This is a genomic window from Candidatus Sodalis endolongispinus, from assembly GCF_018777395.1.
Taxonomy (GTDB): domain Bacteria; phylum Pseudomonadota; class Gammaproteobacteria; order Enterobacterales; family Enterobacteriaceae; genus Sodalis_B; species Sodalis_B endolongispinus.
This window is the reverse complement of the sequence record NZ_JAFJYC010000001.1, coordinates 2,581,365-2,605,114: the sequence shown is the minus strand read 5'-3', so window position 1 is coordinate 2,605,114 and position 23,750 is coordinate 2,581,365. Positions and strand designations below refer to the sequence as shown.

The window sequence follows — 23,750 nt, the reverse complement described above, 5'->3', positions numbered from 1 at the left end:
AAATTTATGGATTAACTATTTGATAGATAATAATAAAGTGTGATTTTCACTCCTATTTCAGGGGGGTGTAAGGGGGGTTGAGTGATGCAATGTCTCACTATAGTGCAGCGTCGTCATCTATGCACCATGCTAGTGATCGGTGTTTTTTCAGCATGATATTCTGCTGTGAGATTTTTTCCGATGCATGGCACTGTATTACAGGATTAGTGCGCTTTTGAATGGATCATGGAGGTGGAATAAGAATTATTAATCCAGGGTAAAGTGATTTAATTCTCGATTGCAATGCATAATTATGCCGATGTTGTGGGTCGGGCAGGGTAATTGATCCCGGTCAGCCTTTGGCGATGGGAAAAAGCGTAAGCTGCGGGGCGATGGACACACCGGATCCCTAGACTATGCAGTTACACCAATTAGTCAATATGTTTGGCAACGATCTTCAGCGCCGCTACGGCGAGAAGGTCCATAAACTCATCCTGCACGGCGGGTTTAGCTGCCCTAACCGCGACGGCACGCGGGGACGCGGGGGCTGTACTTTTTGTAATGTCGCGGCGTTCAGCGATCCCACCAGGCAGGATTATCCCGTTGCCGAACAGCTTGCCGGCCAGATTGCAGGGGTCGATCGCGCCAAACGCTATCTGGCTTACTTCCAGGCCTATACCAGTACTTATGCAGAAGTGCAGGTATTGGACCGTCTGTATCGACAGGCGCTCGGTCAGACACAAATTGCCGGCTTATGCGTCTGGACCCGACCGGACTGCGTGCCTGCCTCAGTGCTGGATCTTCTGGCCGGTTACCGCGATAGGGGTTATGAAATCTGGCTGGAGCTGGGATTACAAAGCGCACAGGATAAAACCCTGCGGCGCATCAATCGTGGTCATGATTATGCCTGTTATCAACGCACCGTCGCGCAGGCGCAGGCGCGTGGGCTGAAAGTCTGCACGCACCTTATTGTCGGTTTGCCCGGCGAAGACGCGACGGCGTGCCTCGACACCCTCAATAAGGTCGTGGCGGAGGGCGTGACGGGCCTGAAATTGCATCCGCTGCATATTGTTGAGGGCAGCATACTGGCGCGCGCATGGCGGGCGGGCCGGCTGACGACGCTGACGCTGGATGCCTATGCCGACATCGCCGGCGAAATGATCCGCCATACGCCGCCCGACATCATTTTCCATCGGGTGTCCGCTAATGCCCGCCGTCCCGTGCTGCTTGCGCCACAGTGGTGCGAGAACCGATGGCATGGCATGCTGGCCGTCTACCACTACCTGCAGCAAGAGGGACCGCAGGGGAGCCGCCCTCGGCAGACCCTGGCGGCTCCCGGCTGCCGCAGGCGGTTGCGCCACCTACGGCAGCGGCGCACGCGGACTGGTTCAGTGGGAAATATTTACGGTATGATTCAACTATTGTCCTTAAAGGAATCTCTTATGAAGCAAATTCGCCTGCTGGCCCAATACTACGTCGACCTGATGGTGAAGCTCGGTCTGGTGCGCTTCTCGCTGCTGCTGGCTTCCGCGATTGTGGTACTGGCGATGATTGTGCAGATGGCGGTCACCATGGTGCTCAGAGGCGAAGTGGAGAATATCGATGTTGTACGCTCAATCTTCTTTGGCCTGTTAATCACCCCGTGGGCGGTCTATTTCCTGTCGGTGGTGGTGGAACAGCTTGAAGCGTCACGCCAGCGGTTGTCGCGTCTGGTTGATAAGCTTGAGGAAATGCGGAACCGAGATTTACAGCTTAATGCCCAACTGCAAAACAACATCGCCCAGCTCAACCAGGAGATGGCAGATCGTGAAAATGCCGAAGAAGCGCGGCGCCGGGCGATGGAAAAATTGACCGAGGAAATGGCGCGGCGGGAACAGGCGCAAATTGAACTTGAGCAACAATCATCGCTGCTGCGCTCCTTCCTCGATTCGTCGCCAGATTTGGTGTATTACCGTAATGAAAACAAGGAGTTTTCCGGCTGCAACCGTGCCACTGAGTTGCTGACCGGCAAAAGTGAAAAACAGCTGGTGGGGCTGACGCCGCGCGATGTGTACTCCCCGGAGATTGCCGAAAAGGTAATCGAAACCGATGAAAAGGTGTTTCGCCATAACGTCTCGCTCACCTATGAGCAATGGCTGGAATACCCCGATGGTCGCAAAGCCTGTTTTGAGCTGCGTAAAGTGCCGTTTTACGATCGCATCGGCAAGCGCCATGGCCTGATGGGCTTTGGCCGCGATATAACCGAGCGTAAGCGATATCAGGACGCGTTGGAAAGCGCCAGCAGGGAGAAAACCACCTTTATCTCTACCATCAGCCACGAGCTGCGTACGCCGCTTAACGGCATCGTGGGCTTAAGCCGTATTTTGCTGGATAACCGATTGACGCAAGAGCAACACAACTATCTGAAAACCATTCATGTCAGCGCGGTGACCCTGGGCTATATCTTCAACGACATTATCGAAATGGATAAGCTGGAGCGCCGTAAGGTCAGGCTGGATAATCAGCCGTTGGATTTCACCGACTTCTTGATGGATCTTGAAAACCTGTCCGGCCTGCTGGTGCAACCGAAGGGGTTGAAGCTGGTGATGGCGCCGCGCCAGCCGCTACCCCGCAGTATCATTGCCGATGGCACCCGCCTGCGGCAAATCTTGTGGAACCTTATCGGCAATGCCGTGAAATTCACCCGTCAGGGCGAGATTGTCATCCGCATCTGGCGTGAACAACCGGACCGTTTATGCTTTGACGTACAGGATTCCGGCATCGGTATTCCCGAAGAGGAGCAAGAGAAAATCTTCGCCATGTACTATCAGGTGAAAGGGCAGCACGGCGGCAAACCGGCGACCGGTACCGGGATCGGACTGGCGGTGTCCAAGCGGCTGGCGCAGGCCATGGGCGGCGATATCACCGTCAGCAGCCTTCCCGGCCAAGGCTCCTGCTTCTCGTTATCAATTGTGGCGCCGGAAGTGGCGCACGAGCAGGAACCTTCCGAGGACGAAGAAGAGATGCCGCTGCCGGCGCTGAACGTGTTGCTAATGGAAGATATAGAACTTAACGTGCTGGTGGCCCGTTCGGTGTTAGAAAAGCTCGGCAGCAGCGTGGAGGTCGCGATGACCGGTAAGGACGCGCTGGCGATGTTCGATCCCGACGAGTTCGACCTGGTGCTGTTGGATATCCAATTGCCGGATATGACCGGCCTGGATATCGCCAGCCAGCTGAAAAGCCGCTATCAGGGACGGCAGATGCCGCCGCTCATCGCCCTGACCGCCAATGTATTGAAGGATAAACGGGAATATCTGGCGTCCGGCATGGATGATGTGCTGAGTAAACCCCTGGAGGTAGCGGCGCTCACCCAAGTGATAAAGACGTTCTGGGATCATGCCGACAGCGCCGGCACCGAGGCGACGACCGTGCAAACCGCAGTGGACAAAAGTCGGCAGGTATTGGACACCGCCATGCTGGAGCAGTACATGGAACTGGTGGGGCCGTCGTTGATTCATCAAAGTCTGGCGATGTTTGAAAAAATGATGCCCGGCTATCTGGCGATCCTTGACTCCAACATGACCGCCCGCGATCGGCAGGGTATTGCGGAAGAGGGGCATAAGATCAAGGGCGCGGCAGGATCGGTGGGCTTACGCCATTTGCAGCAGCTGGCGCAGCAGATCCAAAGCCCAGAGCTGCCGGACTGGTGGGATAACGTCCAGGAGTGGATTGACGAGTTGAAGCAGGAATGGCGTCACGATGTGCAAACGTTGCGTGATTGGGTTCAGCAGGTAGAAAAAAAATGACCCCGACTTATGCCGGGGTGCGCGAAGATTGCGCCAACACCAGGGAAACTGTATACCGTCGTCATGGCTTAACGGCGGTCGAGGGACGGGGAAAAAACGTCACCAACATTTATGAATAAACCATAGCAAAACAACAGAATAATGTTACAAGATCCATTAAAATTTGGGATGTAGTACAGATTTTGTCAATGGAAATAACAAGTTCACCTACCAGACAGAAGGAATGTAGCCAATGAAACGGATCGGTATCGTGTTGAGCGGCTGCGGCGTCAATGACGGCAGTGAAATCCAGGAGGCGGTGCTGACGCTGCTGGCCATCGATCGCGCGGGGGCCGATGCGGTCTGTTTTGCGCCCGATATACCGCAGTTGCAGGTAGTCAACCATTTAAGCGGCGAGCAGACCGATGAACGGCGCAATGTGCTGGTGGAGGCGGCGCGGATCGCCCGCGGCCAAATTCAGCCGTTATCGGTAGCCAATGCCGATGATCTTGATGCGCTCATCGTCCCCGGCGGCTATGGTGTGGCAAAAAATCTCAGCAATCTGGCACAAACGGGCGCTGATTGTGAGGTTGATGCCGAGCTAGCGCGCCTGGTGCAGGCACTGCATCTGCAGCGTAAGCCCCTGGGTTTTATCTGTATCGCGCCGGCGCTCTTGCCCAAAATACTCGCTGTTCCGTTACGGTTAACGCTGGGCACCGATGTCAACGCCGCCGAAATGGTGGACGCCATGGGGGCCATCCATGTCACTTGCCCGGTGGACGACATTGTTATCGATGGCGATAACAATATCATCACGACGCCGGCCTATATGCAGGAGACCTCCATCGCCGAAGTGGCCAAGGGGATCGATAAGCTGGTGGCGCGCGTGCTGGAATTTATCCCATGAAGCGTGGTAGCGGCGATCCGTTCCTGCTGCGGCGCCTTTGTCGCTGGCTGATGAGGGGCTGCCTGGCCCTAATGGCGCTGTGGCTGCTGGCGATAGTGCTGTTTGCTTTCGTACCGGTGCCGTTCACCGCCGTCATGGCGGAACGGCAGATAGACCATTGGTTGAGAGGCGATTTTCACTATGTCGCCCACTCGCGCTGGGTGCCGATGCGGGCGATTGCGCCGCCGATGGCGTTAGCGGTGATGGCGGCCGAAGACCAGAAATTCTCCCGCCACTGTGGATTTGATATCACCGCTATCCGCGATGCGCTTAATCACAATGCCCGTAGCCGGCATGTCCGCGAGGCGTCAACCCTGTCACAGCAGACGGCGAAGAACCTGCTGCTGTGGGGCGGGCGCAGCTGGCTGCGAAAAGGTCTGGAAACCGGACTGACGCTCGGGATTGAGGGGGTATTGACCAAGCGACGCATTCTGACCGTGTATTTGAATATCGCGGAATTCGGCGAGAGGATTTTTGGCGTGGAGGCGGCGGCACAGCGGTTTTTTCTTAAACCTGCCAGCCGGCTGACCGCCGAAGAGGCGGCCCTGCTGGCGGCGGTGTTACCCAACCCGCTGAGTTTGCGCGCCGACGCGCCCAGCGCCTATGTCCGCCAGCGGCAGCGCTGGATCTTGCGCCAGATGCGGCAAATGGGCGGCGATGCCTATCTGGTGCAGGCGGGCCTGCGCTAAACCGTGGTTACTGCAAGTAGGTAAAGGCGGTGGTGACGTGTTTCACGCCGTTTACCTTACTGGCGACTTCGGCCGCGGCTTTGCCTTCAGCGTTGGTCACAAGCCCCAACAGGAAGACTTCGCCGTTCTCGGTAGTCACCTTCACGTTGGACGATTTGACCGCGTCGCTGGCCAGCAGCTGTGAACGGATCTTGGTGGTGATCCAGGTATCCATGGACGCGCGTCCAAACGACACCGGCTGCCCCTGGCGAATTTCGTTATACACCTCGGTTGCGCCGTCGACCCCCAACGCAATCTGCTTGGCACGCTCGGCAAGCTCAGGGGTCGGTGCCTGGCCGGTCAGCAGGACCTTGCCCTGATAAGCCGTATTGACGATGCGCGCGTCTTTTTTCAGTTGTTGATCTTTGGCCAGCGCATTGGCGACCCGCGCCTCAAGGGTGCCGTCATCGACCTGCGTGCCGACGGTGCGGGGATCGGTGGCGGTTTTGGTGGCGACCGCGGCGGTGCCAACCACCACCGCGCCGACGCATCCTTGCAGCATCAGGGCGGTGCACAGCAATACTAATGGCGTATGTACCTTCATCTGGGCTCCTTAATCGTCCAGGTGGGGAAACAGCTTATTATCTATCAAATCACACAAACAGTTCACGCTGAGCATATGCATCTCCTGGATCCGCGCGCTGCGATGGGACGGGATGCGGATTTCTACGTCCTGTTGACCCAGAAGGCCAGCCAATTCGCCGCCGTCGTAACCCGTCAGGGCAATAATTTTCATATCCCGCGTAACGGCTGCCTCGACGGCTTTCACGATATCACGGCTGTTGCCGCGGGTGGAGATCGCCAGCAGAATATCGCCGACCTGCCCGAGCGCGTGCACCTGCTTGGCGTAGATTTCGTCATGCTGGCGATCGTTGGCGATGGCGGTCAAGACGACGGTATCCGCATTCAGCGCCATTGCCGGCAGGCTCGGGCGCTCGGCTTCAAAGCGATTCAGCATGCAGGCGGCGAAGTGCTGCGCGTTAGCGGCGGAGGTGCCGTTGCCGCAGCATAAGATTTTTTTATCGTCGAGCAGCGCCTGCGCCAGCACGTTGGCGGCATGGGCGATGGCGTCCGGCAGGGCCTCCGCCGCCGCAATCTGCGTTTGAATACTCTCGGTAAAACAGCCTTTTATTCTTTCCAGCACGTTTAACAACCTGATAAGTCAAAAAATGAATGGACGTCATTACGGTGCGCCGAAGGCGTCTTTCAGCCATTCTACCCGGCTTCCGGTAATGGCGATAATATCGAAACGACAAGCGGCGGTGTCGAAACTGGCGTCGCGCTGCGCCAGCCAGACTTGCGCGGCGTGACGCTTTCGGCGGCGGTGCCATAGCTGTCGCTGCGACGGTAGCGCACTTCGACGAACACCCAGGTAAAGCGATCCCGCATGATTAAGTCAATCTCGCCGCCGCGGATATGCATATTGGCGGCGACAAAGCGCAGGCCGGCCTGCTCAAGGCGGCGGCGCCGCCCGCGCACCCCGTGAGCGGCCGCTTACTGCGCCGCTATCGGCTGGCCCCGTTGGTATTTCAGCCATGACAACGTCCTGTTGATCACGCAATCCGGTGTTGCCGACAGCGTGCCGGTTTCGCCGGCGACCTGGAAGCCCGGAATTTGCCGCATTTCGCTGAAGTGATTAGCCAGCGTCCAGGCATCCATGCCCATGGCGTACAGCCGCACCAGCGAATAATCGCCGTGGAACTGAGCGCTTATCTGCGACAGCAGCGCTGGATTGGCACCGGTCAGCAGCGGAATATCGCTGAATTCCAGCCCCTCCATCTCCAGCCGGTAATCGGGACCGGCATCGGCCTGATAGCTGCGCGAACTGCCATACAGCGCCAGCCGGGCGCGCGAGCTGACGCGCATATCGATCATCGGCTTAATCAGCGCCAGTTCGTCATGGGTGGCAATGATATAAACCGCGTCAATACTGCCGCCGGCGCTGCCGGACGGCGAAACCGCGCCATTATCCTGCGGCGCGGGGATGGTCAGGCCGGCAATGGTCACCGCCGCATTGGCCGGGGCTTCGCTCGCGGCTACCGGCGTGCCGGTCAGCTGGATGCCGGCGCCGCTATTGATGTTCTGTTTCAGCTCGGCGGAGGAGCCGAAGCGCTGTTCCAGCACTGTGGCGCCGCCAGCCTGATGCCAGGCGTCGGAAAACGCTTTCGCCACCCTATCGCCCAAGGCGCCGCGCGGCAACAGCAACAGCGGCTGCTGACGGCCTTGCTGGTGGATATGATTGGCCGCATCGCGCGCCTCATCTTCCGGAGACAGGGCAAAATAGCAGATGTTAGGCCGCGACTGTAGGTGCTCCGGCTGGTTGAGCGCCAGGATGTTCAGCGTGCCGGCGGATGCGGCGCCGGGGTTATCGTTATACAGCCGCTCCACATCGTTTTTCAGCAGCGGACCGATTATCATGCTGGCGCCCTCGCGCTGCGCCTGCGCCAGAAGCGCCGGCAGCGGCTGACTAGACGTATCATAAACTTTCACCTGCACGCCGCTGGCGGCGGGGGTTGCCGTCGACGGTCCGCCGGTGCTTTGCCCGCTAAGGGTCGTCGCCTGCGGTGTAGTGCCGGCGGCGGAGGCCTGCCCGTCGGCGCCCGATGCAGCGGGGTCAGGACCGGTGCCGGGAGCGGTCACCGGTCCGTCCTGATTGGCGCTGCCGCCGGCTGGCGCTGTCCCCGCCGTCCCGTCGTTTTGAGTAACGCCATCGGCGGACTGGCCCGCGGCGCTCGGGTCCTGTTCCGGCGCGCTTTGTTGCGTCGTCAGGCCGTTTTTCGCCGCCGAGAACCCTTGCTGAATTGCGTTGGAGAAGACCTGCGCCTGGCCGTTCAGCGGCAACAGCAAAGCAATGCCCCCCACCGAGGACGAGGCATAGTTTTGCACCTGACTGAGCGGTGTGGGCAGCGTTTTCGCCGCCGGGTTTTGCGGATAGCGGGTCTGCCAGTCTTTGATGGCCGCCTGCAGCAGCGTGGGATCCTGGCGATTGTCCTGGTATACGCGCAGCAGATCCAGCCAGCCCTGCAATACGTTCTCATCGGCATTAATCACCAGATTGCTCTGCGGAGACGGGAGCGACACCAGCGTTTGCCAGGTTTTATCGATATTTTGCTGGCGCGCCGCCGGATCGGACAACAACGGTGCTTGGGCGATATAGGCGCGCACCAGATCCAGCGAAGGCCGGCTCTGGCCGGCAGCGATCATCGCCTGGGCAAAGCGCAGACGCTGCGGCGCGTCGAGGGAGGCGATGTCAATTTGCTGCAGGGCAGCGGCGGCGCTTTGCGGCTGATGGGAGGCCAGCGCGAATTCCGCGCTCAGCAGCAGGCGTTCACGCTGGCGCGCCGCATCAAGCTGGGGCGGCAGGGCGGCGAGCTGCTGCTGCGCCTGCGGCAGGCGCCCTTCTTTGATCAGCGCGCGAATGGCGAGTAATTGGTAGTCGGTCTTGGTATCATTGTTACTTTGCTGCATCTGCTGCAAATAATAGTCGGCATTGGCGTTGGCCGGGATGGCCGCGCGGCCGGTCTGGCTTTCCGGACCCTGGGCGGTACAGGCGGCCAGTATCAACGAGGCCAGCACGACGGGAAGAAGACGTCCTGTTTTGAAACCCAATACATAAGAGGAAAGCATACTGTATCCAGTGATGTTTTTTTCAAGATGCTCAATATTAAATCGGCAATCCGGATGAAACAATGAATCAACACCAACAAGCGGATATTTCCGCATCAACGCTTTATGTGGTACCGACTCCCATTGGTAATCTGGAGGACATCACCCGGCGGGCGCTGTCTGTCCTGCAGGGCGTTGATCTTATTGCCGCTGAGGATACCCGTCATACCGGTCTATTGTTACAACATTTTGCCATAAATGCGCGGCTGTTCGCGTTGCACGACCATAACGAACAGCAAAAAGCGGACATTTTACTGGCGAAGCTGCAAGACGGGCAGAGTATAGCGCTGGTGAGTGACGCCGGCACGCCGCTTATCAACGACCCGGGATACCATCTGGTGCGCCGCTGCCGCGAGGCCGGTATCCGCGTGGTGCCGTTGCCGGGCGCCTGTGCGGCCATCACCGCGCTGTCGGCCGCCGGGCTGCCGTCAGACCGTTTTTGCTATGAAGGTTTCCTGCCGGCGAAGCGCAAATGGCGTCTCGATTCTCTGCGGGCGCTGACGCAGGAGCCGCGTACGCTGATTTTTTACGAGTCCACCCACCGGCTGCTGGAGAGCCTGGAAGATATGGTGACCGCCTGGGGGCCGCTGCGCTATGTGGTACTGGCGCGGTAGCTGACCAAAACCTGGGAGACGCTGTATGGCGCGCCGGTCGCTGAGCTTTTGGCCTGGGTGCAGGAGGATGAGATGCGTCGCCGCGGCGAGATGGTGCTTATCGTCGAAGGCTATCACGCGCCGGCCGACGTGCTGCCGACGGAGGCCCTGCGCACCTTAGCACTATTGCTGGCCGAATTGCCGCTGAAAAAAGCCGCGGCGCTGGCGTCGGAGATCCACGGCGTGAAAAAGAACGCGCTGTATCGCCATGGCCTTGAGCGGCAGCAAAAAGCGTAATGCGGCGCTGACCTGTTGCCGGCACCGTATATCGCAGATGACAAGCGCCGGGAAAGTCCCTATACTGCGCCCCGGAGTTGACCAGACAGTCGCCGCTTCACCGTCGTCCCCGCAAGGGGAAACAGGGGGAGGGGAGGAAAGTCCGGGCTCCACAGGGCAGGGTGCCAGGTAACGCCTGGGGGGTGCAAACCCACGACAAGTGCAACAGAGAGCAAACCTCCGATGGCCCGCGCAAACGGGATCAGGTAAGGGTGAAAGGGTGCGGTAAGAGCGCACCGCGCGGCTGGTAACAGTTCGCGGCACGGTAAACTCCACCCGGAGCAAGGCCAAATAGGGGTTCACATGGTACGGCCCGTACTGAACCCGGGTAGGCTGCTTGAGCCAGCGCGTGAGCGCTGGCCTAGATGAATGACTGTCCACGACAGAACCCGGCTTAACGGTCAACTCCCCTCTTGCGTTAACCCCGCGCCTTATCCTGGCGCGGGTTTTTTTTGCCGTTGGCGTACGCCGGCTTAGACTGTCGGGCGGTCGCCGCCGGCCAAATCAATAGCGCCCGCAGCGGTGCGGCGGCCCGCAGCGTAAGCGGTTGTTCATCATAGACAAAGGCGCCGTCGCCGCAGGCAAGAAGCCCGCGCGCGCGCCGCGGCCCGCCAATCTCCCCCTGACCGTAGACCGATTGCAAATAAGCACGCCGGCCGTTGAGCGGCACCGTCAGGCTTTCTCCCGCCGCCAGCGTCACCTGGTGTACCCACGCCTGCTGGCGCAGCTGTAGGATGCCCTGCTCGCCCTGCGGCGAGGCCAGCAAGACGTGGGCGGCAGCGGGCAACGTAAGAGATTGTACCGCGGGGTTGTCCCGCGTGGGGCAGGCGTCGAGCCATAGCTGCATTCGGGTCAGTGCCACGGTACCGACATTGTGCTCGCTGTAGCTTACGCTGGGGCGGGCGGCCAGCATCAGCGCCTCGCCGGCCGCCACCCGGACGGCGTTGCCATTGCTATCGCGGTATTCTGCTTCGCCGCGCAAGATGATATTCAGTACATCGACCGGCGGGTAGGTTCGCGACTGAAAGGCGGCGCCGCCCGCCAGCACTTCCTGATTCAGCGCCCGCAGCGAGGCGTAATGCATAAAGGCCGGGTCGAAATAATGGCCAAAGGAAAAGGTATAGCGTGCCTGTAACCAACCGAAGTCCGCCTGGCCGCATTGTTGGGCTGTTCTGCAAGTAATCATGGCGTAATCTGTTTTCGCGGGGTCTGGCTAAAGTGTAAGCGGCTGGACGGCGGATTGTTAGCAAGTTAATCTGGACGCTATATTCAAAAATCCTGAATGAGAACAACCGATGGCCAAAGACCGGGCATTAACGCTGGAAGCCTTGCGGGTGATGGACGCTATCGACCGCCGAGGCAGCTTTGCCGCCGCCGCTGACGAGCTGGGGCGTGTTCCTTCGGCGTTGAGCTACACAATGCAGAAGTTGGAGGAGGAGCTGGATGTGGTGCTGTTCGACCGGTCCGGCCACCGTACCAAGTTCACCAATGTCGGCCGCATGTTGCTGGAGCGCGGACGGGTGTTGCTGGAGGCGGCCGACAAGCTCACCACCGATGCCGAAGCGCTGGCGCGCGGCTGGGAAACCCACCTGACGCTGGTGACCGAAGCCTTGGTCCCCGCCGAGAAATTGTTTCCGTTGATCGATAAGCTGGCGCGTAAGGCCAATACCCAGGTGTCCATTATCAATGAAGTGCTGGCCGGCGCCTGGGAGCGGCTGGAACAAGGGCGGGCCGATATCGTCATTGCCCCGGATCTTCACTTCCGCGCGTCGTCGGAAATCAACAGCCGCAAACTGTACCGCTTGCTTAACGTTTACGTCGCCAGCCCCGACCATCCGATCCATCAGGAGCCTGAGCCGCTGTCCGAGGTTACCCGCGTCAAATATCGCGGCATCGCCATCGCCGATACCGCCCGCGAGCGGCCGGTGCTGACGGTGCAGCTACTGGATAAACAGCAGCGCCTGACGGTGAGTACTATGGCGGATAAACACAAGGCGCTGCTCGCCGGGCTGGGGGTGGCGACCATGCCTTATCCGCTGGTGGAGGCGGATATCGCCGCCGGGCGTTTAAGGGTCGTTAGCCCGGAGTACAGCGCCGGGAGCGATATTATTATGGCCTGGCGCCGCGACAGCATGGGTGAAGACAAATCCTGGTTTCTGCGTGAAATTCCCAAATTGTTTAACTAAACCCCCCACGACCGTCCTCGGCGGCAGGGGATCACTCCTCGTCGACGCCGAAACGCTGCGCGCGGCCGTGGGGTTCGTCAAGGCTCTGCTGTGGTCCGATGGAAATAATGCCGTGGGGATTGAGGGTCGGGTGGCTGCGAAAGTAGTGGTGGCGAATATGGGCAAAATCCACCGTTTCGGCCACGCCCGGCAGCTGATAAATGTCGCGTAGAAACCCTGATAGATTTAAATAGTCGCTTAGGCGCTGATTATCGCATTTGAAATGGGTGTGATAAACCGCATCGAAACGGATAAGCGTGGTCCACAGGCGTAAATCCGCTTCGGTCAGGCGGGGACCGGTCAGGTGGCGATGCCGGCCGAGGAGCGTCTCCAACCGTGCTAGTGCCGCGAAAACGCCCTCTACCGCCTCATCATAGGCCTCCTGACGGGTGGCAAAGCCGGCTTGGTAGACGCCATTATTTACCTGCGGATACACACAGTCGTTAATCACATCAGTGACGGGGCGCAGATTGGCGGGGTAATAGTCGCCGGCCAAGGCGCCCGCGCCGTCGAACGCGCTGTTGAACGCGCTGTTGAACATGCGCAGGATATCCGCCGATTCGTTGCTGACAATGGTGTGTTGTTGCTTATCCCACAGCACCGGTACCGTAACGCGGCCACTGTAGCCGGGGTCCGCCTGCAGGTAGAGTTGATACAAAAACGCGTGATCAAACAGGGCATCGCCGGTGGCGCCGGGGAAATCGCGGCTGAAGGTCCAGCCGTTCTCGAGCATGAGCGGATGGACCACCGAGACCGGGATCAAACGGTCCAAGCCCTTCAGCTGGCGCATCAATAGGGTTCGGTGCGCCCAGGGGCAGGCCAGCGATACGTAAAGGTGGTAGCGATTGGCTTCAGCACGAAAGCCGCCGCGTCCTTCCGGCCCGGCGCTCCCGGCGGCGGTGACCCAATTGCGGAACTGGGACGCCGAGCGTTGAAAACGTCCGCCGCTGGCGGCGGTATCGTACCACTTGTCCTGCCACTGCCCCTCTACCAGTAATCCCATCTTTTCACTCCTTTCCACGTCATGCCGTTCGACGGCGTAGACAGAGGGCTTATTCAGTGCCGGCCCGTTGCGCCGATGAATTGCCTCGACCGGCGCTGCGCCGCCTTACCGAACAAGCTCTCTTATCGCATCACGGAACCGGCGGAAGGCGCCGTTGCCCGGGGTGATCTTTTTTTCTTCAGCAGATAATCCAGGCTGAAAGCGCCGGGGCCGCTCACCGCCAACAGCAAATAGCCACCGGCGATGGTCAGGTTTTTCATAAAGTTGATCTGGTTGCCTGCCTGAGTAAAATCCGCATGGAAAATAAACGCCGTCAGCAGCGTAAATACCACGGTGACAAGCGCTACGCTGCGGGTGAGCAAACCGAACAGAACCGCCAGACCGCCGCCGACTTCCAGCAGAATGGTCAGCGGCAATAAAAAGCCCGGTACGCCCATCGTCGCCATGTATTGCTGGGTGCCGGCATAACCGGCGCCCAATTTGCCATAACCGGCCACAATAAACAGTATAGGCATCAATACACGTGCCACCAGCAGGGCAGTATCATCTAATTTTTTCATGGTTCTCTCTTGGGTCAGCTCAGCCGGCGCGACGCCCGGACAGGGTTGGGACAGGATGCTTTCCGGCCAATGGTTCGGCGGAAGGTCATCGAATGCAGGCAGTGTAAAGCGCGGCTATGGCCGGTGATAGCGAGTAAAACTGTCAGGTTTTATCAGAAAATTTGAATAACATCGATAAGAGACTTTTGCTCTCAAGACCAGAGTGAGACGACAACAGGGACAGGCAAGAACCAGCAGTGGATAAGCCTCACTAGACGACCGGTCCAATTGATGCTACTGTCATTGGATGAATAGCACGACAACCATCGAAACCAACCCTGTGCGGGATAGCATTCTGGCTCACGGCATGCGTATCATGGCCGGGAAGGGCTTTTCCGCCGTAGGGCTTAACGAGATTCTGACCGCCGCGGGCGTGCCGAAGGGGTCGTTTTACCATTATTTCGGTTCGAAAGAGGCCTTCGGCGAGGCGCTGCTTGAGCATTATTTTGCCGATTATCTGGCGGAGCTGGACGCCACGCTCTGCGCTCCCGGCCTGACCATGGCGCAGCGCCTGATGAATTATTGGCAGAATTGGCAGGACACCCAGTCTTTTCAACACTGCCAGGGTAAATGTCTTGCGGTCAAGCTGGGCGCCGAGGTTGCCGACCTGTCTGAAGCCATGCGCCATGCGCTCCAGCGCGGGACCTCAGGTATCACCGCTCGTCTGGCTCGAGCCATTGAGGGCGGTGGGGCGGAAGGGTCGTTATCCGTTAACGGTTCGCCCGTTGAGGTTGCACAAATCCTTTACCAGTTGTGGCTGGGCGCCAGCGTGATGGTTAAGATCGTCCGTCATACCCAGCCCTTTGCCACGGCTATGATAACCACGCGTCAAATGTTGCATCTTTGCCCATGACCTGGGGTAAAGGATAACCGCACTTCCGTCGAAGTGTTTTTTTATCTTTTGCTTCAAGACGACCGGTCTAATATAAGCGTATCTACACCCTGGAGAAGCACAATGAAAGTATTAATGGTCCTGACTTCGCATGACAGGCTGGGCGATACCGGCCGCAAAACCGGCTTCTGGTTGGAAGAATTAGCCGCACCCTATTATGTTTTTCAAGATGCCGGCGCCGAGATCGTGCTGGCCTCGCCCAAAGGCGGCCAGCCGCCGCTTGATCCCAAAAGCAATGAGACGGCTTTCCAAACCGATCTTACCCGCCGTTTCGAGGCCGACGCCCGGGCGACGGCGCAGTTGGCCGCCACCGTGCGTCTGGTCAGCGTCGCAGAGGCCGACTTCGACACGGTGTTTTATCCGGGCGGCCACGTTCCATTGTGGTACCTGCCTGTAGACACACACTCGCGCGCGCTTATCACGTCTTTCCTTGCCGCCGGCAAGCCAGTTGGGTTGGTTTGCCACGCGCCGGGCGTGCTGCGTCACGTCCAGACCCCGGTAGGGCGGCCGCTGGTCGAAGGCAAAAACGTCACGGGTTTTAGCAACACCGAGGAAGAAGGCGTCGGGCTGACTCACGTCGTGCCGTTCCTGGTGGAGAATGAGCTTAAGGCCCTGGGCGGTCTTTATAGTAAAGGGGAGGACTGGGCGCCTTATGTGGTGAGTGATGGCCTACTGATAACCGGCCAGAACCCTGCGTCATCCGCCTCGACGGCGGCCTTGTTGCTTGCGCAACTTAACGGGGGCAAACCCGGCTGAAGCCGGGACGTTAGTCATGCGTGTTACCCTGTGGCGCCCATCACTACGACGCACAATGCCGGTCGGCGGCGCGCGCAGGCGAAAAACCGGACCTGGTGGAAGGGGCCGGACTGGATTTAGCCATGCTTGCGAGACGCGCTGACTTTATCGACAGCCTGCGCTGCGGGGCAGGCCAGCGGCGGCACAATAAAAAAAGCGGCCGCGGGCCGCTTTTGACGATATTCTTCGCCCGAGGTCAGCGGCTTTCGAGCGATTTGCGCACCATTTTGACCGCGCCTAAAATGCCGATACCGCGTTTGGCCCAGCGCACCAGACGGCTGGGGTGGCGTCCGTTATACAATGCCAGTAGGCTGGTGCCGGCAATCAGGTAACGGCGAAGGCTTAACACACGTATCCAGCGTCGATCCCAGGGCGCGGTCGCGAGCAGCCACTGGCGACTTTGCGCACCCAGCGCCTGCCGCTGCTGCTGGATTTGACGTAACAGCAGCAGCTTCTTGGCGTGTTTCGAGTTGCCTTCGCTCATTTCGCCTCCGCAATCCTGTCACGCTGCTTACTTTTTACCTTTTCATCGTGCTTGCGTTCGGCTTCTTCGTTCTTGATTTCATCCTGCAGCTTTTCGAGGATATTGCGATCCACCTGCAGCTCCTCGCGCGTGGAGCCGAGCAACGAGGATTTTCGCGCTTTGGCCAAGGTCACCACCGCACCGACGATCGCCAACAATAGCAGGATGCCGGTGGTGGTGGCGATCGCCGTAAGGCGGTATTGCGGATCGATGACCAGGATCACCAATACCAGCAGGCTCATCAGACCGAATGCGGCAAACAGCAGGGTGATACCGGTCATCATCAGCATCTGAATGATATTGGATTTCTCTTCCTCCAGCTCCACGACGGCCAGGCGCAGGCGGGTCTCTACCATACCGACGACAATAGTAACGATTCGCTGGGCGATATTGAATAAGCCATTACCGGGGCCCTGGTTTTGCTGTTCGATCATCATGATTAACGCCGTGTGATAAGTGCACCGAGGATAAAGCCGACCACGGCGCCGACGCCAATGCCCGCCCAGGGATTTTCATGTACGTAGTCATCTGCTTTGGTCGCGACCACGCGGGTTTGCTCCGCCAAACGCTCGCCGCTATCGCCGAGACGGCTGCGGGTATCCTTCAGCGCGCTTTCCGCCTTGGTACGCAATTTTTCAAACTCTGCTTTGGGCTTTTGGGCCGAACCACGCAGTACCTCTTCTAAGGTGTCCGACAGTGATTTCAATTCCGCACGTAAATGTTCTGAAGTGGCATCTTTGACCATTTTTAAACTCCTTCGACGTTTTGGCATCGGGGGTTGGTGTAAAACTCCCTTGTCCCACCTTACCAATCATTAATTATTTTTAACCCTGCTACATCTGGCGCCGTCTTGCCCGAGGACGCTGCTAGCGCCGTTAGCGCCTCCCGGCGACAGGGTCTGGGCATGAAGCGCGGCCTACAGCGGCGTAGCGCGGGTTGATAGGTCACTGCACTGTGTGCGATAAGCCGGTCGTCATGCTAAAAGCCAGAAGGGCTTCTGATGTTTAGCGCTTAAGGTAAGCGTAGCCCCGGATCCGCCAAAGGGCAAAAAAGTGGTAACAATTTCTTAGGGTTAATTCGGTTAGGGACGCGGTCGCCGGGCAGGGCCGCCGCACCGGGGATAGAGCAGAGGCCCCCCGCCGCAGGGCGTGATGCCGAGGCAGGATAACGTGGGGTGCTCACCCCAGACGCTCCTCGTCGGTGGACGGGCGGTAAAGCCACTGCCAGCCGCTGTAGCGGAGGCTTTTGAGTATCGCATAACCTTCCGGCAGATGATGCTGCAACACCAGCTGCGCCGCCTGTGCTTGTTCCGGGGTATCCAAATGAATAATCATACTGTCTTTGGCGGGGGTAATGCTTTTCACCCGGATGCCGCGATCCTCAAGGAGCTGATAAAGAAAAAAGCCGTCCGGTAGCGAACCGCGTTCACGGGCAACGGTGATTTGTAGCGTGCTGTCGTTGTGGCACAGGGCCGGCAATAATAGCGTCAGCGACACCAGCACGGCGACGACCAGCAGACCGAGGCGGAAGCGCTTTATAAAGCCGATACAACCTGACTTTTTCATTATTCCTTATCCGAACCGGTAAGCCGTTTGCGGCGCCAGATGACCACCAGCGAACTCACCAATCCAATCGTCAGAAGCGCCAGCGGCAGCAACATCAAACATAGCATCAGCTCCTCTTCATAGCGCTGGAAGACGAGGGTTTTCCCGAGGATGAACCCCACCAGCGTCAAGATAAATACCCACAGAAAGGCGCTAATCCAATTGAAGAAATGGAAACGTGAACTGCCCAGACCGGACAAGCCGGCAATGGTCGGCAGCAGCGTGCGCACAAAAGCGATAAAGCGACCGATAAGCAAAGCAGACAGCCCGTGGCGGTGGAACATCCGGTGCGCCCGCTGGTGGTAATGCGCCGGCAGATGGGCCAACCAGCTTTTCACTACCCGATTATTTTCCAGCCATTTCCCCTGTAAATAGCTTATCCAACTGCCCAGGCTGGCGGCGACGGTGAGAAGCAACAGCACCAGGGGAAAATTCAGCGTCCCCTTGGCAATCAGCACACCGATCAAGATCAGTAAACTATCGCCGGGTAAAAAGGCAGCGGGCAGTAGCCCGTTTTCCAAAAAAAGGATGACAAACACCAGCACATAAATGGTCCAAACCAGACTCTGGTCGGAAAGTGTTTCAAAATCCTGTTGCCAGAGGGCGTGCAACAGTTCCTTAAAGATATCCATTGTGTATTCTCAACCAATGACGGCATGTCATGCTGCTGCCCGCCGCCAAGTCGAAAAAGAAGAAGCGGGCGTATGTGCGTTGGCGCTTCGGCGTTGCCGCTTATCAGCCGTGAACCTTGGGTTAACGCTTCTCTGCGCGCCGGCAAAACCCGTCCCTGCGTTTAAAACGAGGGCAAAACCGGCCGCGATGGGGCGGCTGGCGAACCGGCAAAAGTGTAAATAAATCATCCATACTGTAACAAAAGCATCTCCATTGATCTTGCCCCGCCATCTCCGTACAGCTTTTGTATCTTAAGTTAACGAAGCCGCTGCCGCCGGTATTCTCTCGGAGAGTGATATAGTCTTCCTTCATCGTCTTCACGAACCGTTCGGCCATTTCTCTGCGGGCTGCTCACCGCTGTTGTGCAGGGCTCCAGATCCAGTTCTCTGGCGAACCTCTGCGTTTCATGCGCGGTATACGCTGAACCGTTGTCCGTCAACCACTGCACCGCTGTATCGGGTAACCTGTCGCCGAAGCGCTTTTCTACCGACATCAGCATCACATCCTGCACGGTCGAACTGTCGTAGCCTACAGTGCTCGCAGCCCAGTCTATGGCCTCTCTGTCGCAGCAGTCCAGTGCGAACGTGACCCGCAGTTTTTCACCGTTGTCGCAGCCGAACTCGAAGCCATCTGAACACCAGCGCATATCGCTTTCTGCCACCGCGATCCTGCCCTTATGCTCACGCCTCGGCCGCTCTGGTTTTCAATGTAATAACAGCAGGTTATGCTCACACATGATCCTGTAAAGTCGTTTCGCATTTACCGGCGTCAGTCCCTCTGCGCGACGTTGTTTACGCAGGATGCCCCACACCCGCCGATAGCCGTAGCTGGGCATATCGCTGATGATGTCGAGGATGTCCGACAGTATTTCAGCGTCTGCTTCGTCATTACGCCGGTTACAGCGCCTGTCCTGCCAGTCGGCAGAACGCTTAATCCGCAGTGACAGCGGCGCACGCGACACGCTCATGGCGCGGCTGACCTGTGCTATTCCCCGGCCTTTGGCAACAAGGGCGCGTGCGCTATCCATTTTCGTGACTGGCCGTACTCCACGGCTTCTTTTAGGATCTCAACCTCCATCGTCTTCTTACCCAGAAGGCGCTGGAGCTCCCGGACCTGCTTCAATGCAGCTGCAAGCTCAGAGGCAGGAACAACGTCCTCCCCGGCGGTGAGGCTGCCTTCCTGATATTGCTTTTTCCACTTAAACAGCAGGCTGGGCTGGATACCGTGCAGTCGTGCGAGATGGGAGACATTCATGCCGGGCTCCATCCTCTGCTGAATAATGGCCATTTTTTCCTGAGGAGTTTTACGTTTACGGACTTCTTGACCTAACAGGATCCCGGTCATATCAAAATTGGCGTTAGTGTTAGACATATATTCAAGCCTATCTCTTATCTGGAGATACAGCTACTGTCTGGTGTTTCAGGGGGCTAAATCAGGGAAAAGCTCGCTCCGGTGCCAGATCCAGGTGGTCAACGAGGAGGCGAAACTGCCGCCCAGTACCCGCAAAAAAGTCGCCAGACCAGAACCTTCGGCGATATCCTTCGGCGGCAGGCTGGAAAGCAGAATACTGGTGGTGGGCATGAAAAACAACGCCACCCCAATCCCCATAAAACCCTGAATCATAGCGATATGATAGTAATCCACCTCGGTGGTGAAACTCGAACGCATAAAGCAGGAGATGCCTATCACCAAAAACGATCCCCCCGCCAGCAGCCTGAGATCGAATTTATGCGCGTAACGCCCGACCAACGGAGACAGAAACACCGGCAAAATACCGATAGGCGCCGCCGCCAGCCCAGCCCAGCGTATAGCCAAGCTGAGTCTGCAACCATTGCGGCAACAGCAGGTTAATGCCGAAGAAACCGGAATAGCCCAGCACCAGCGTGCCGAATGAAAAGTTACGGTACCTGAACAGCCGCAAATCGATAATGGGGTGCTTATCGGTCAATTCCCAAATCACCAACGCCACCAGCGAAATGACGGAAATCAGCGTGCCGACGATAATAAACACCGACTAGAACCAATCGAGATCGTTTCCCTTATCCAGCACCACCTGTAATAAGCCCACCCCCAGCACCAGCAGCGACAGTCCGACATAATCGATAGGCTGGCTTACCGTCGTTTCCGGCCGGTCCTTAAGCTGGGCCAAAACCAGCATAGCCGCGAAGACGCCGATGGGCACATTGATAAAAAATATCCACGGCCAGGTATAGTTGTCGGTTATCCAGCCGCCGGCCAGCGGCGGCCCGACGATGGGCGCCACCACGGTCACCATCGCCAGCAGCGAAAGCGCCATCCCCCGCTTGGCGGCGGGGTAAATGGACAACAGCAACGTCTGCGCCATGGGGTAAAGCGGCCCGGCAAAGAACCCTTGCAGCGCGCGGAAAATCACCAGCTGCGTCATATTTTGCGCGATGCCGCACAAAAATGAGGTAATGATAAATAGCAGCACCGAGGCCAAAAACAGCTTCGTTTGCCCGAAGCGCCGCGACATCCAGCCGGTCAGCGGCAGCGCGATGGCGTTGGAAACCGCGAACGAGGTGATAACCCAGGTCCCCTGCTCGGAACTGACCACCAGGTTGCCGGAAATAGTGGGCAACGCGACGTTGGCAATGGTGGTATCCAACACCTGCATAAAGGTCGCCAGCGACAGGCCGACGGTGGCCAGCACCAGGCTGGGCGGACGAAAGCCTTGCTCACTCATGGCAACCCCGCATCACTGTTGACCCTTGCCGGCATCCCGTGCCTGAACGCCATTTTGATGAATAATGCGCGCCACCAGGCTATCCGCTTCCCGTAGCTGATGTTCATAGACGTCAGTATTGTAGCGGGGCTTGTCCAGCGGTTGCGGCGCCAGCACCGGTCCGTCCAGGTTATGCATATCGACCGTTACATTGGTGGACAAACCGACCCGCAGCGGATGGCGATCCAAATTATCGGGATCCAGGCGGATACGCACCGGCAGGCGCTGTACGATTTTGATCCAGTTACCGCTGGCGTTTTGCGCCGGCAGCAGCGATAAGGCGCTGCCGGTACCGACGCCCAGACTTTCCACTTTGCCGCGATAGGTGATGTCGTCGCCGTACAGATCGGCATTAATTTCCACCGGCTGACCAATGCGCATCGACAGCAATTGCGTTTCTTTGAAGTTAGCGTCGATCCAGACATCGTCCAGCGGCACCACGGCCATCAAGGCGGCACCCGGTTGAACCCGGCTGCCCACCTGTACCGAGCGTTTGGCGACAAAGCCGCTGACCGGCGCCACCAAGGTACTGCGGACATGGTTGAGATAGGCGCTGCGCAGCGTGGCCGCGGCGTCTTTGACATCCGGGTGCGATGCGATGGTGGTATCGTCCACCAGCGCGAAGGTGGTATTCAACTGTTGCTGCGCCGACGTCAACGAGGTCTCCGCCGAGGTCAGAGCATCGCGCGCATGGGACAATTCCTCTTGCGAGATGGCACCGTCGCGCGCCAGATTGGCGCGCCGCTGATAATCGGCACGGGCGCCTTGAAGTTCCACCTTACGCGAGGCGACCATCGCTTTGTAATTGTCCACGTTGCTGTACATCCCGCGTACTTGCCGCACCACCCGGGCCAGATTGGCTTCGGCGCTCTCCTGCGCCACGATGGTATCGCTGGGATCAAGACGTACCAGCAGCTGCCACTGTTTCACGTAGTCGCCATCATCGTCGGCAATGGTGGTTACGGTGCCCGCCACCTGCGGGGTAATTTGCACCAGGTTGCCGGTGACATAAGCATCATAGGTGCTTTCGTAAAACCGGCCATGTAGCCAGTAATACAAGCCAAAAGCGATAAGACAGACGACAACGACCGCCAGCAGCAACAGCAGCATCATTTTGCGTTTGCCTTTGTTGCGCGCCGGCGCAGCGCCAGCGTTATCGGGCCTGGTGTTAGCCGCATTTTGTTGCGGTGTAGATTGCGATTCAGCCATAAAATGAGTTCTCAGTCTGTTTTAATTATTCTGCGCCACGACAGGCGCGGCCGGGAGAGACGCGGGCGTCTGGAAACCGCCGCCCAGGGCCTGCATGAGCACAATGGCCGTATCGGTGCGCTGGGCGTTGATACTGGCCAGATCGCGTTCGGCCTGGATCAGCTGTTGTTCCACGCTCAGCGCATCGAGATAGTTACCGATGCCGGCGCTGTAGCGCTGCATGGCGTTATCCCAGGACTCACGAGCAATATCCCGCGCGCGCGTTTGCTGCTGCACCTGGATCTCCAGCGACGACAGGCGGGTTATGGCATCGCCGATATCGCTGACCAGCGACTGGTTATATTGCGCCACCGCCAGATCGTAATCGGCATTGCTGCTCGCCAGGTCCGCACGCAGGCGGCCGCCGTCAAAGGTAGGCAGTGACAGCTCCGGGCCGATAGAGAAATAGCGGCTGGGGGCGCCGAAAAACGCGTCGCCCAGAATCGATTTGGTGCCGGCCGCGGCAGTGAGATTCAGGTTGGGATAAAATGCGGTGCGGCTGACCTTGATATCCTTGGTGGCGGCTTCAACCCGCCAGCGGGCGGCGATCAAGTCCGGGCGGCGGCCGAGCAGTTCCGCCGGCAACGTCGAAGGCAGGCTTACCGCGGTCTGCGCTATCAGTTGCGGCCGGGGTAACGCGCGGGCGGCGTCGTGGCCCTGTCCCAGCAGCACCGCCAGACGGATGCCGGCGGCGGTCACGTCTTGGCGCGCGGCGGTCAGCGTCGCCTGCGCCGCCGCTTCCAGACTTTCGGTCTGTTGATATTGAAACTTGCTGTCAAGACCGGCGGTAAACCGGCGCTGCGCCAAACCCAGCATGGTGTGGGTTCGTTTCAGATCCTGCTGTGCCAGATCGTACATCGCCTGGGCTTCGCCATAATCGTTATAGGCGCGCGCCACATTGGCCGCCAGCGTCAGCCGGGCCGCCTGCCGGTCCACTTCGCTGGCGTTGGCGCGGCCAATCGCCGCTTCCCAGGCTGCCCGCTGGCCGCCCCATAAATCGAAGGTGTAGTTGAAATTGGCGGACAAAGTTCTGACGGTACCATATTGTTTACCTTGGCCGTTATAGTCATCTACGCGGGCGTTGCGGGCGCTCGTGATGCCGGCGCTGGCGTCCAGCGTCGGCATGCGGTCAGCCTCCGCCGCCATCACCGATGCGCTGGCCTGACGCGCGCGGGCGTCGGCGACCCGCAGATCGGGGCTGTCCTTCAGCGCCCGGCGGATCAGGGCATCGAGATTACGGTCCCCCAAACTGTTCCACCTATCGGCCGCCGGCCAGCTGGCGCTGGATAGCCGGGCAGACGAGAGGGTATCGTGTCCAGCGAGGGTATTGGCGTCAAGCGCCCGGACTTCGGTATGTAAACCGTAAGGCAAGGCGCAGCCCGCCAGCATCATCGCGCTTAACAGCGGTAATAAACGAATGCGCAACGGCATAGT

At 58.6% G+C, this 23,750-nt stretch carries 18 protein-coding genes, 1 other RNA gene and 6 pseudogenes; 9 read left to right on the top strand and 16 right to left on the bottom strand.

The features are described from left to right. Nucleotides 1–395: 395 nt before the first annotated feature. The 4 genes and pseudogenes from mnmL to mtgA form a co-directional block, all read left to right on the top strand. Nucleotides 396–1,280, top strand: a pseudogene (mnmL, locus tag JZM24_RS19755) (tRNA modification radical SAM protein MnmL/YtqA); the annotation flags it as partial. 141 nt (nucleotides 1,281–1,421) lie between these two features. Continuing rightward, complete coding sequence (gene arcB, locus JZM24_RS12645) at nucleotides 1,422–3,764, top strand: aerobic respiration two-component sensor histidine kinase ArcB (protein ID WP_246580049.1); 2,343 nt, start codon at nucleotides 1,422–1,424, stop codon at nucleotides 3,762–3,764. Nucleotides 3,765–3,996: 232 nt separating this feature from the next. Then, nucleotides 3,997–4,650, top strand: coding sequence for an isoprenoid biosynthesis glyoxalase ElbB (gene elbB, locus JZM24_RS12640; RefSeq protein WP_215669874.1), 654 nt, complete (start codon nucleotides 3,997–3,999; stop codon nucleotides 4,648–4,650). Then, a complete protein-coding gene (gene mtgA, locus JZM24_RS12635) occupies nucleotides 4,647–5,378 on the top strand; it encodes a monofunctional biosynthetic peptidoglycan transglycosylase (protein WP_215669873.1) in 732 nt (243 codons plus the stop codon). Before elbB ends, mtgA begins: the two co-directional genes overlap by 4 nt. Nucleotides 5,379–5,385: 7 nt before the next feature. On the opposite strand, the gene dolP is transcribed toward mtgA, so the two are convergent. From dolP to JZM24_RS12615, 4 genes and pseudogenes are all read right to left on the bottom strand, one after another. Continuing rightward, nucleotides 5,386–5,961 carry a division/outer membrane stress-associated lipid-binding lipoprotein gene (gene dolP, locus JZM24_RS12630; protein ID WP_215669872.1) on the bottom strand — a complete coding sequence of 192 codons (576 nt, stop codon included), beginning with the start codon at nucleotides 5,959–5,961 and terminating at the stop codon, nucleotides 5,386–5,388. 9 nt (nucleotides 5,962–5,970) lie between these two features. After that, entirely contained in the window at nucleotides 5,971–6,561 is a 591-nt protein-coding gene (diaA, locus tag JZM24_RS12625) for a DnaA initiator-associating protein DiaA (RefSeq protein ID WP_215669871.1), read from the bottom strand. A 39-nt stretch (nucleotides 6,562–6,600) separates the two neighbouring features. Continuing rightward, nucleotides 6,601–6,896: pseudogene (locus JZM24_RS12620) on the bottom strand (YraN family protein). 15 nt (nucleotides 6,897–6,911) lie between these two features. Beyond that, a complete protein-coding gene (locus JZM24_RS12615) occupies nucleotides 6,912–9,044 on the bottom strand; it encodes a penicillin-binding protein activator (protein ID WP_215669870.1) in 2,133 nt (710 codons plus the stop codon). Between the two features lie 62 nt (nucleotides 9,045–9,106). On the opposite strand from JZM24_RS12615, the pseudogene rsmI reads away from it, so the two are divergent. After that, nucleotides 9,107–9,973 (top strand): annotated as a pseudogene (gene rsmI / locus JZM24_RS12610) (16S rRNA (cytidine(1402)-2'-O)-methyltransferase). A gap of 73 nt (nucleotides 9,974–10,046) precedes the next feature. Next, an RNA gene (gene rnpB, locus JZM24_RS12605) (RNase P RNA component class A) lies at nucleotides 10,047–10,425 on the top strand. An 89-nt stretch (nucleotides 10,426–10,514) separates the two neighbouring features. Here rnpB and JZM24_RS12600 read toward each other — a convergent pair. Further along, nucleotides 10,515–11,198: pseudogene (locus JZM24_RS12600) on the bottom strand (pirin family protein); the annotation flags it as partial. A gap of 109 nt (nucleotides 11,199–11,307) precedes the next feature. Between JZM24_RS12600 and JZM24_RS12595 the strand changes: the two are divergent. Next, on the top strand, nucleotides 11,308–12,198 hold the full coding sequence (locus JZM24_RS12595; RefSeq protein WP_215669868.1) for a LysR family transcriptional regulator: 891 nt from the start codon (nucleotides 11,308–11,310) through the stop codon (nucleotides 12,196–12,198). A gap of 31 nt (nucleotides 12,199–12,229) precedes the next feature. On the opposite strand, the gene JZM24_RS12590 is transcribed toward JZM24_RS12595, so the two are convergent. Both JZM24_RS12590 and JZM24_RS12585 read right to left on the bottom strand, forming a co-directional pair. Continuing rightward, a complete protein-coding gene (locus JZM24_RS12590; protein WP_215669867.1) occupies nucleotides 12,230–13,240 on the bottom strand; it encodes a glutathione S-transferase family protein in 1,011 nt (336 codons plus the stop codon). 122 nt (nucleotides 13,241–13,362) lie between these two features. Next, on the bottom strand, nucleotides 13,363–13,800 hold the full coding sequence (locus JZM24_RS12585) for a DoxX family protein (RefSeq protein WP_215669866.1): 438 nt from the start codon (nucleotides 13,798–13,800) through the stop codon (nucleotides 13,363–13,365). Nucleotides 13,801–14,086: 286 nt separating this feature from the next. Between JZM24_RS12585 and JZM24_RS12580 the strand changes: the two genes are divergently transcribed. Together JZM24_RS12580 and JZM24_RS12575 are read left to right on the top strand one after the other, a co-directional pair. Further along, entirely contained in the window at nucleotides 14,087–14,692 is a 606-nt protein-coding gene (locus JZM24_RS12580; protein ID WP_215669865.1) for a TetR/AcrR family transcriptional regulator, read from the top strand. Nucleotides 14,693–14,794: 102 nt separating this feature from the next. Further along, complete coding sequence (locus JZM24_RS12575; RefSeq protein WP_215669864.1) at nucleotides 14,795–15,487, top strand: type 1 glutamine amidotransferase domain-containing protein; 693 nt, start codon at nucleotides 14,795–14,797, stop codon at nucleotides 15,485–15,487. Between the two features lie 235 nt (nucleotides 15,488–15,722). Here the strand turns inward: JZM24_RS12575 and JZM24_RS12570 are convergent, their stop codons facing one another. The 9 genes and pseudogenes from JZM24_RS12570 to JZM24_RS12530 all read right to left on the bottom strand — a co-directional run bounded on the left by JZM24_RS12570 (nucleotide 15,723) and on the right by JZM24_RS12530 (nucleotide 23,747). Next, nucleotides 15,723–16,010, bottom strand: coding sequence for a YqjK-like family protein (locus JZM24_RS12570; RefSeq protein ID WP_215669863.1), 288 nt, complete (start codon nucleotides 16,008–16,010; stop codon nucleotides 15,723–15,725). Beyond that, the gene (locus JZM24_RS12565) at nucleotides 16,007–16,486 is read right to left on the bottom strand and encodes a phage holin family protein (protein WP_215669862.1); all 480 of its coding nucleotides are present in this window, start codon (nucleotides 16,484–16,486) and stop codon (nucleotides 16,007–16,009) included. The genes JZM24_RS12570 and JZM24_RS12565 overlap by 4 nt, the downstream gene beginning before the upstream one ends. A 2-nt stretch (nucleotides 16,487–16,488) precedes the next feature. Continuing rightward, entirely contained in the window at nucleotides 16,489–16,794 is a 306-nt protein-coding gene (locus JZM24_RS12560; protein WP_215669861.1) for an ElaB/YgaM/YqjD family protein, read from the bottom strand. A gap of 433 nt (nucleotides 16,795–17,227) precedes the next feature. Beyond that, nucleotides 17,228–17,614, bottom strand: a complete 387-nt coding sequence (gene mzrA / locus JZM24_RS12555; protein ID WP_215669860.1) for an EnvZ/OmpR regulon moderator MzrA — start codon at nucleotides 17,612–17,614, stop codon at nucleotides 17,228–17,230. Beyond that, nucleotides 17,614–18,285, bottom strand: coding sequence for a DedA family protein (locus tag JZM24_RS12550; RefSeq protein ID WP_215669859.1), 672 nt, complete (start codon nucleotides 18,283–18,285; stop codon nucleotides 17,614–17,616). The genes mzrA and JZM24_RS12550 overlap by 1 nt, the downstream gene beginning before the upstream one ends. A gap of 328 nt (nucleotides 18,286–18,613) precedes the next feature. After that, a pseudogene (locus tag JZM24_RS12545) lies at nucleotides 18,614–19,669 on the bottom strand (IS3 family transposase); the annotation flags it as partial. A 93-nt stretch (nucleotides 19,670–19,762) separates the two neighbouring features. After that, nucleotides 19,763–21,029, bottom strand: a pseudogene (locus JZM24_RS12540) (DHA2 family efflux MFS transporter permease subunit); the annotation flags it as partial. A gap of 12 nt (nucleotides 21,030–21,041) precedes the next feature. Beyond that, complete coding sequence (locus JZM24_RS12535; RefSeq protein WP_246580048.1) at nucleotides 21,042–22,181, bottom strand: HlyD family secretion protein; 1,140 nt, start codon at nucleotides 22,179–22,181, stop codon at nucleotides 21,042–21,044. Nucleotides 22,182–22,298: 117 nt separating this feature from the next. Then, a complete protein-coding gene (locus JZM24_RS12530; RefSeq protein WP_215669857.1) occupies nucleotides 22,299–23,747 on the bottom strand; it encodes an efflux transporter outer membrane subunit in 1,449 nt (482 codons plus the stop codon). Between the last annotated feature and the right edge of the window lie 3 nt (nucleotides 23,748–23,750).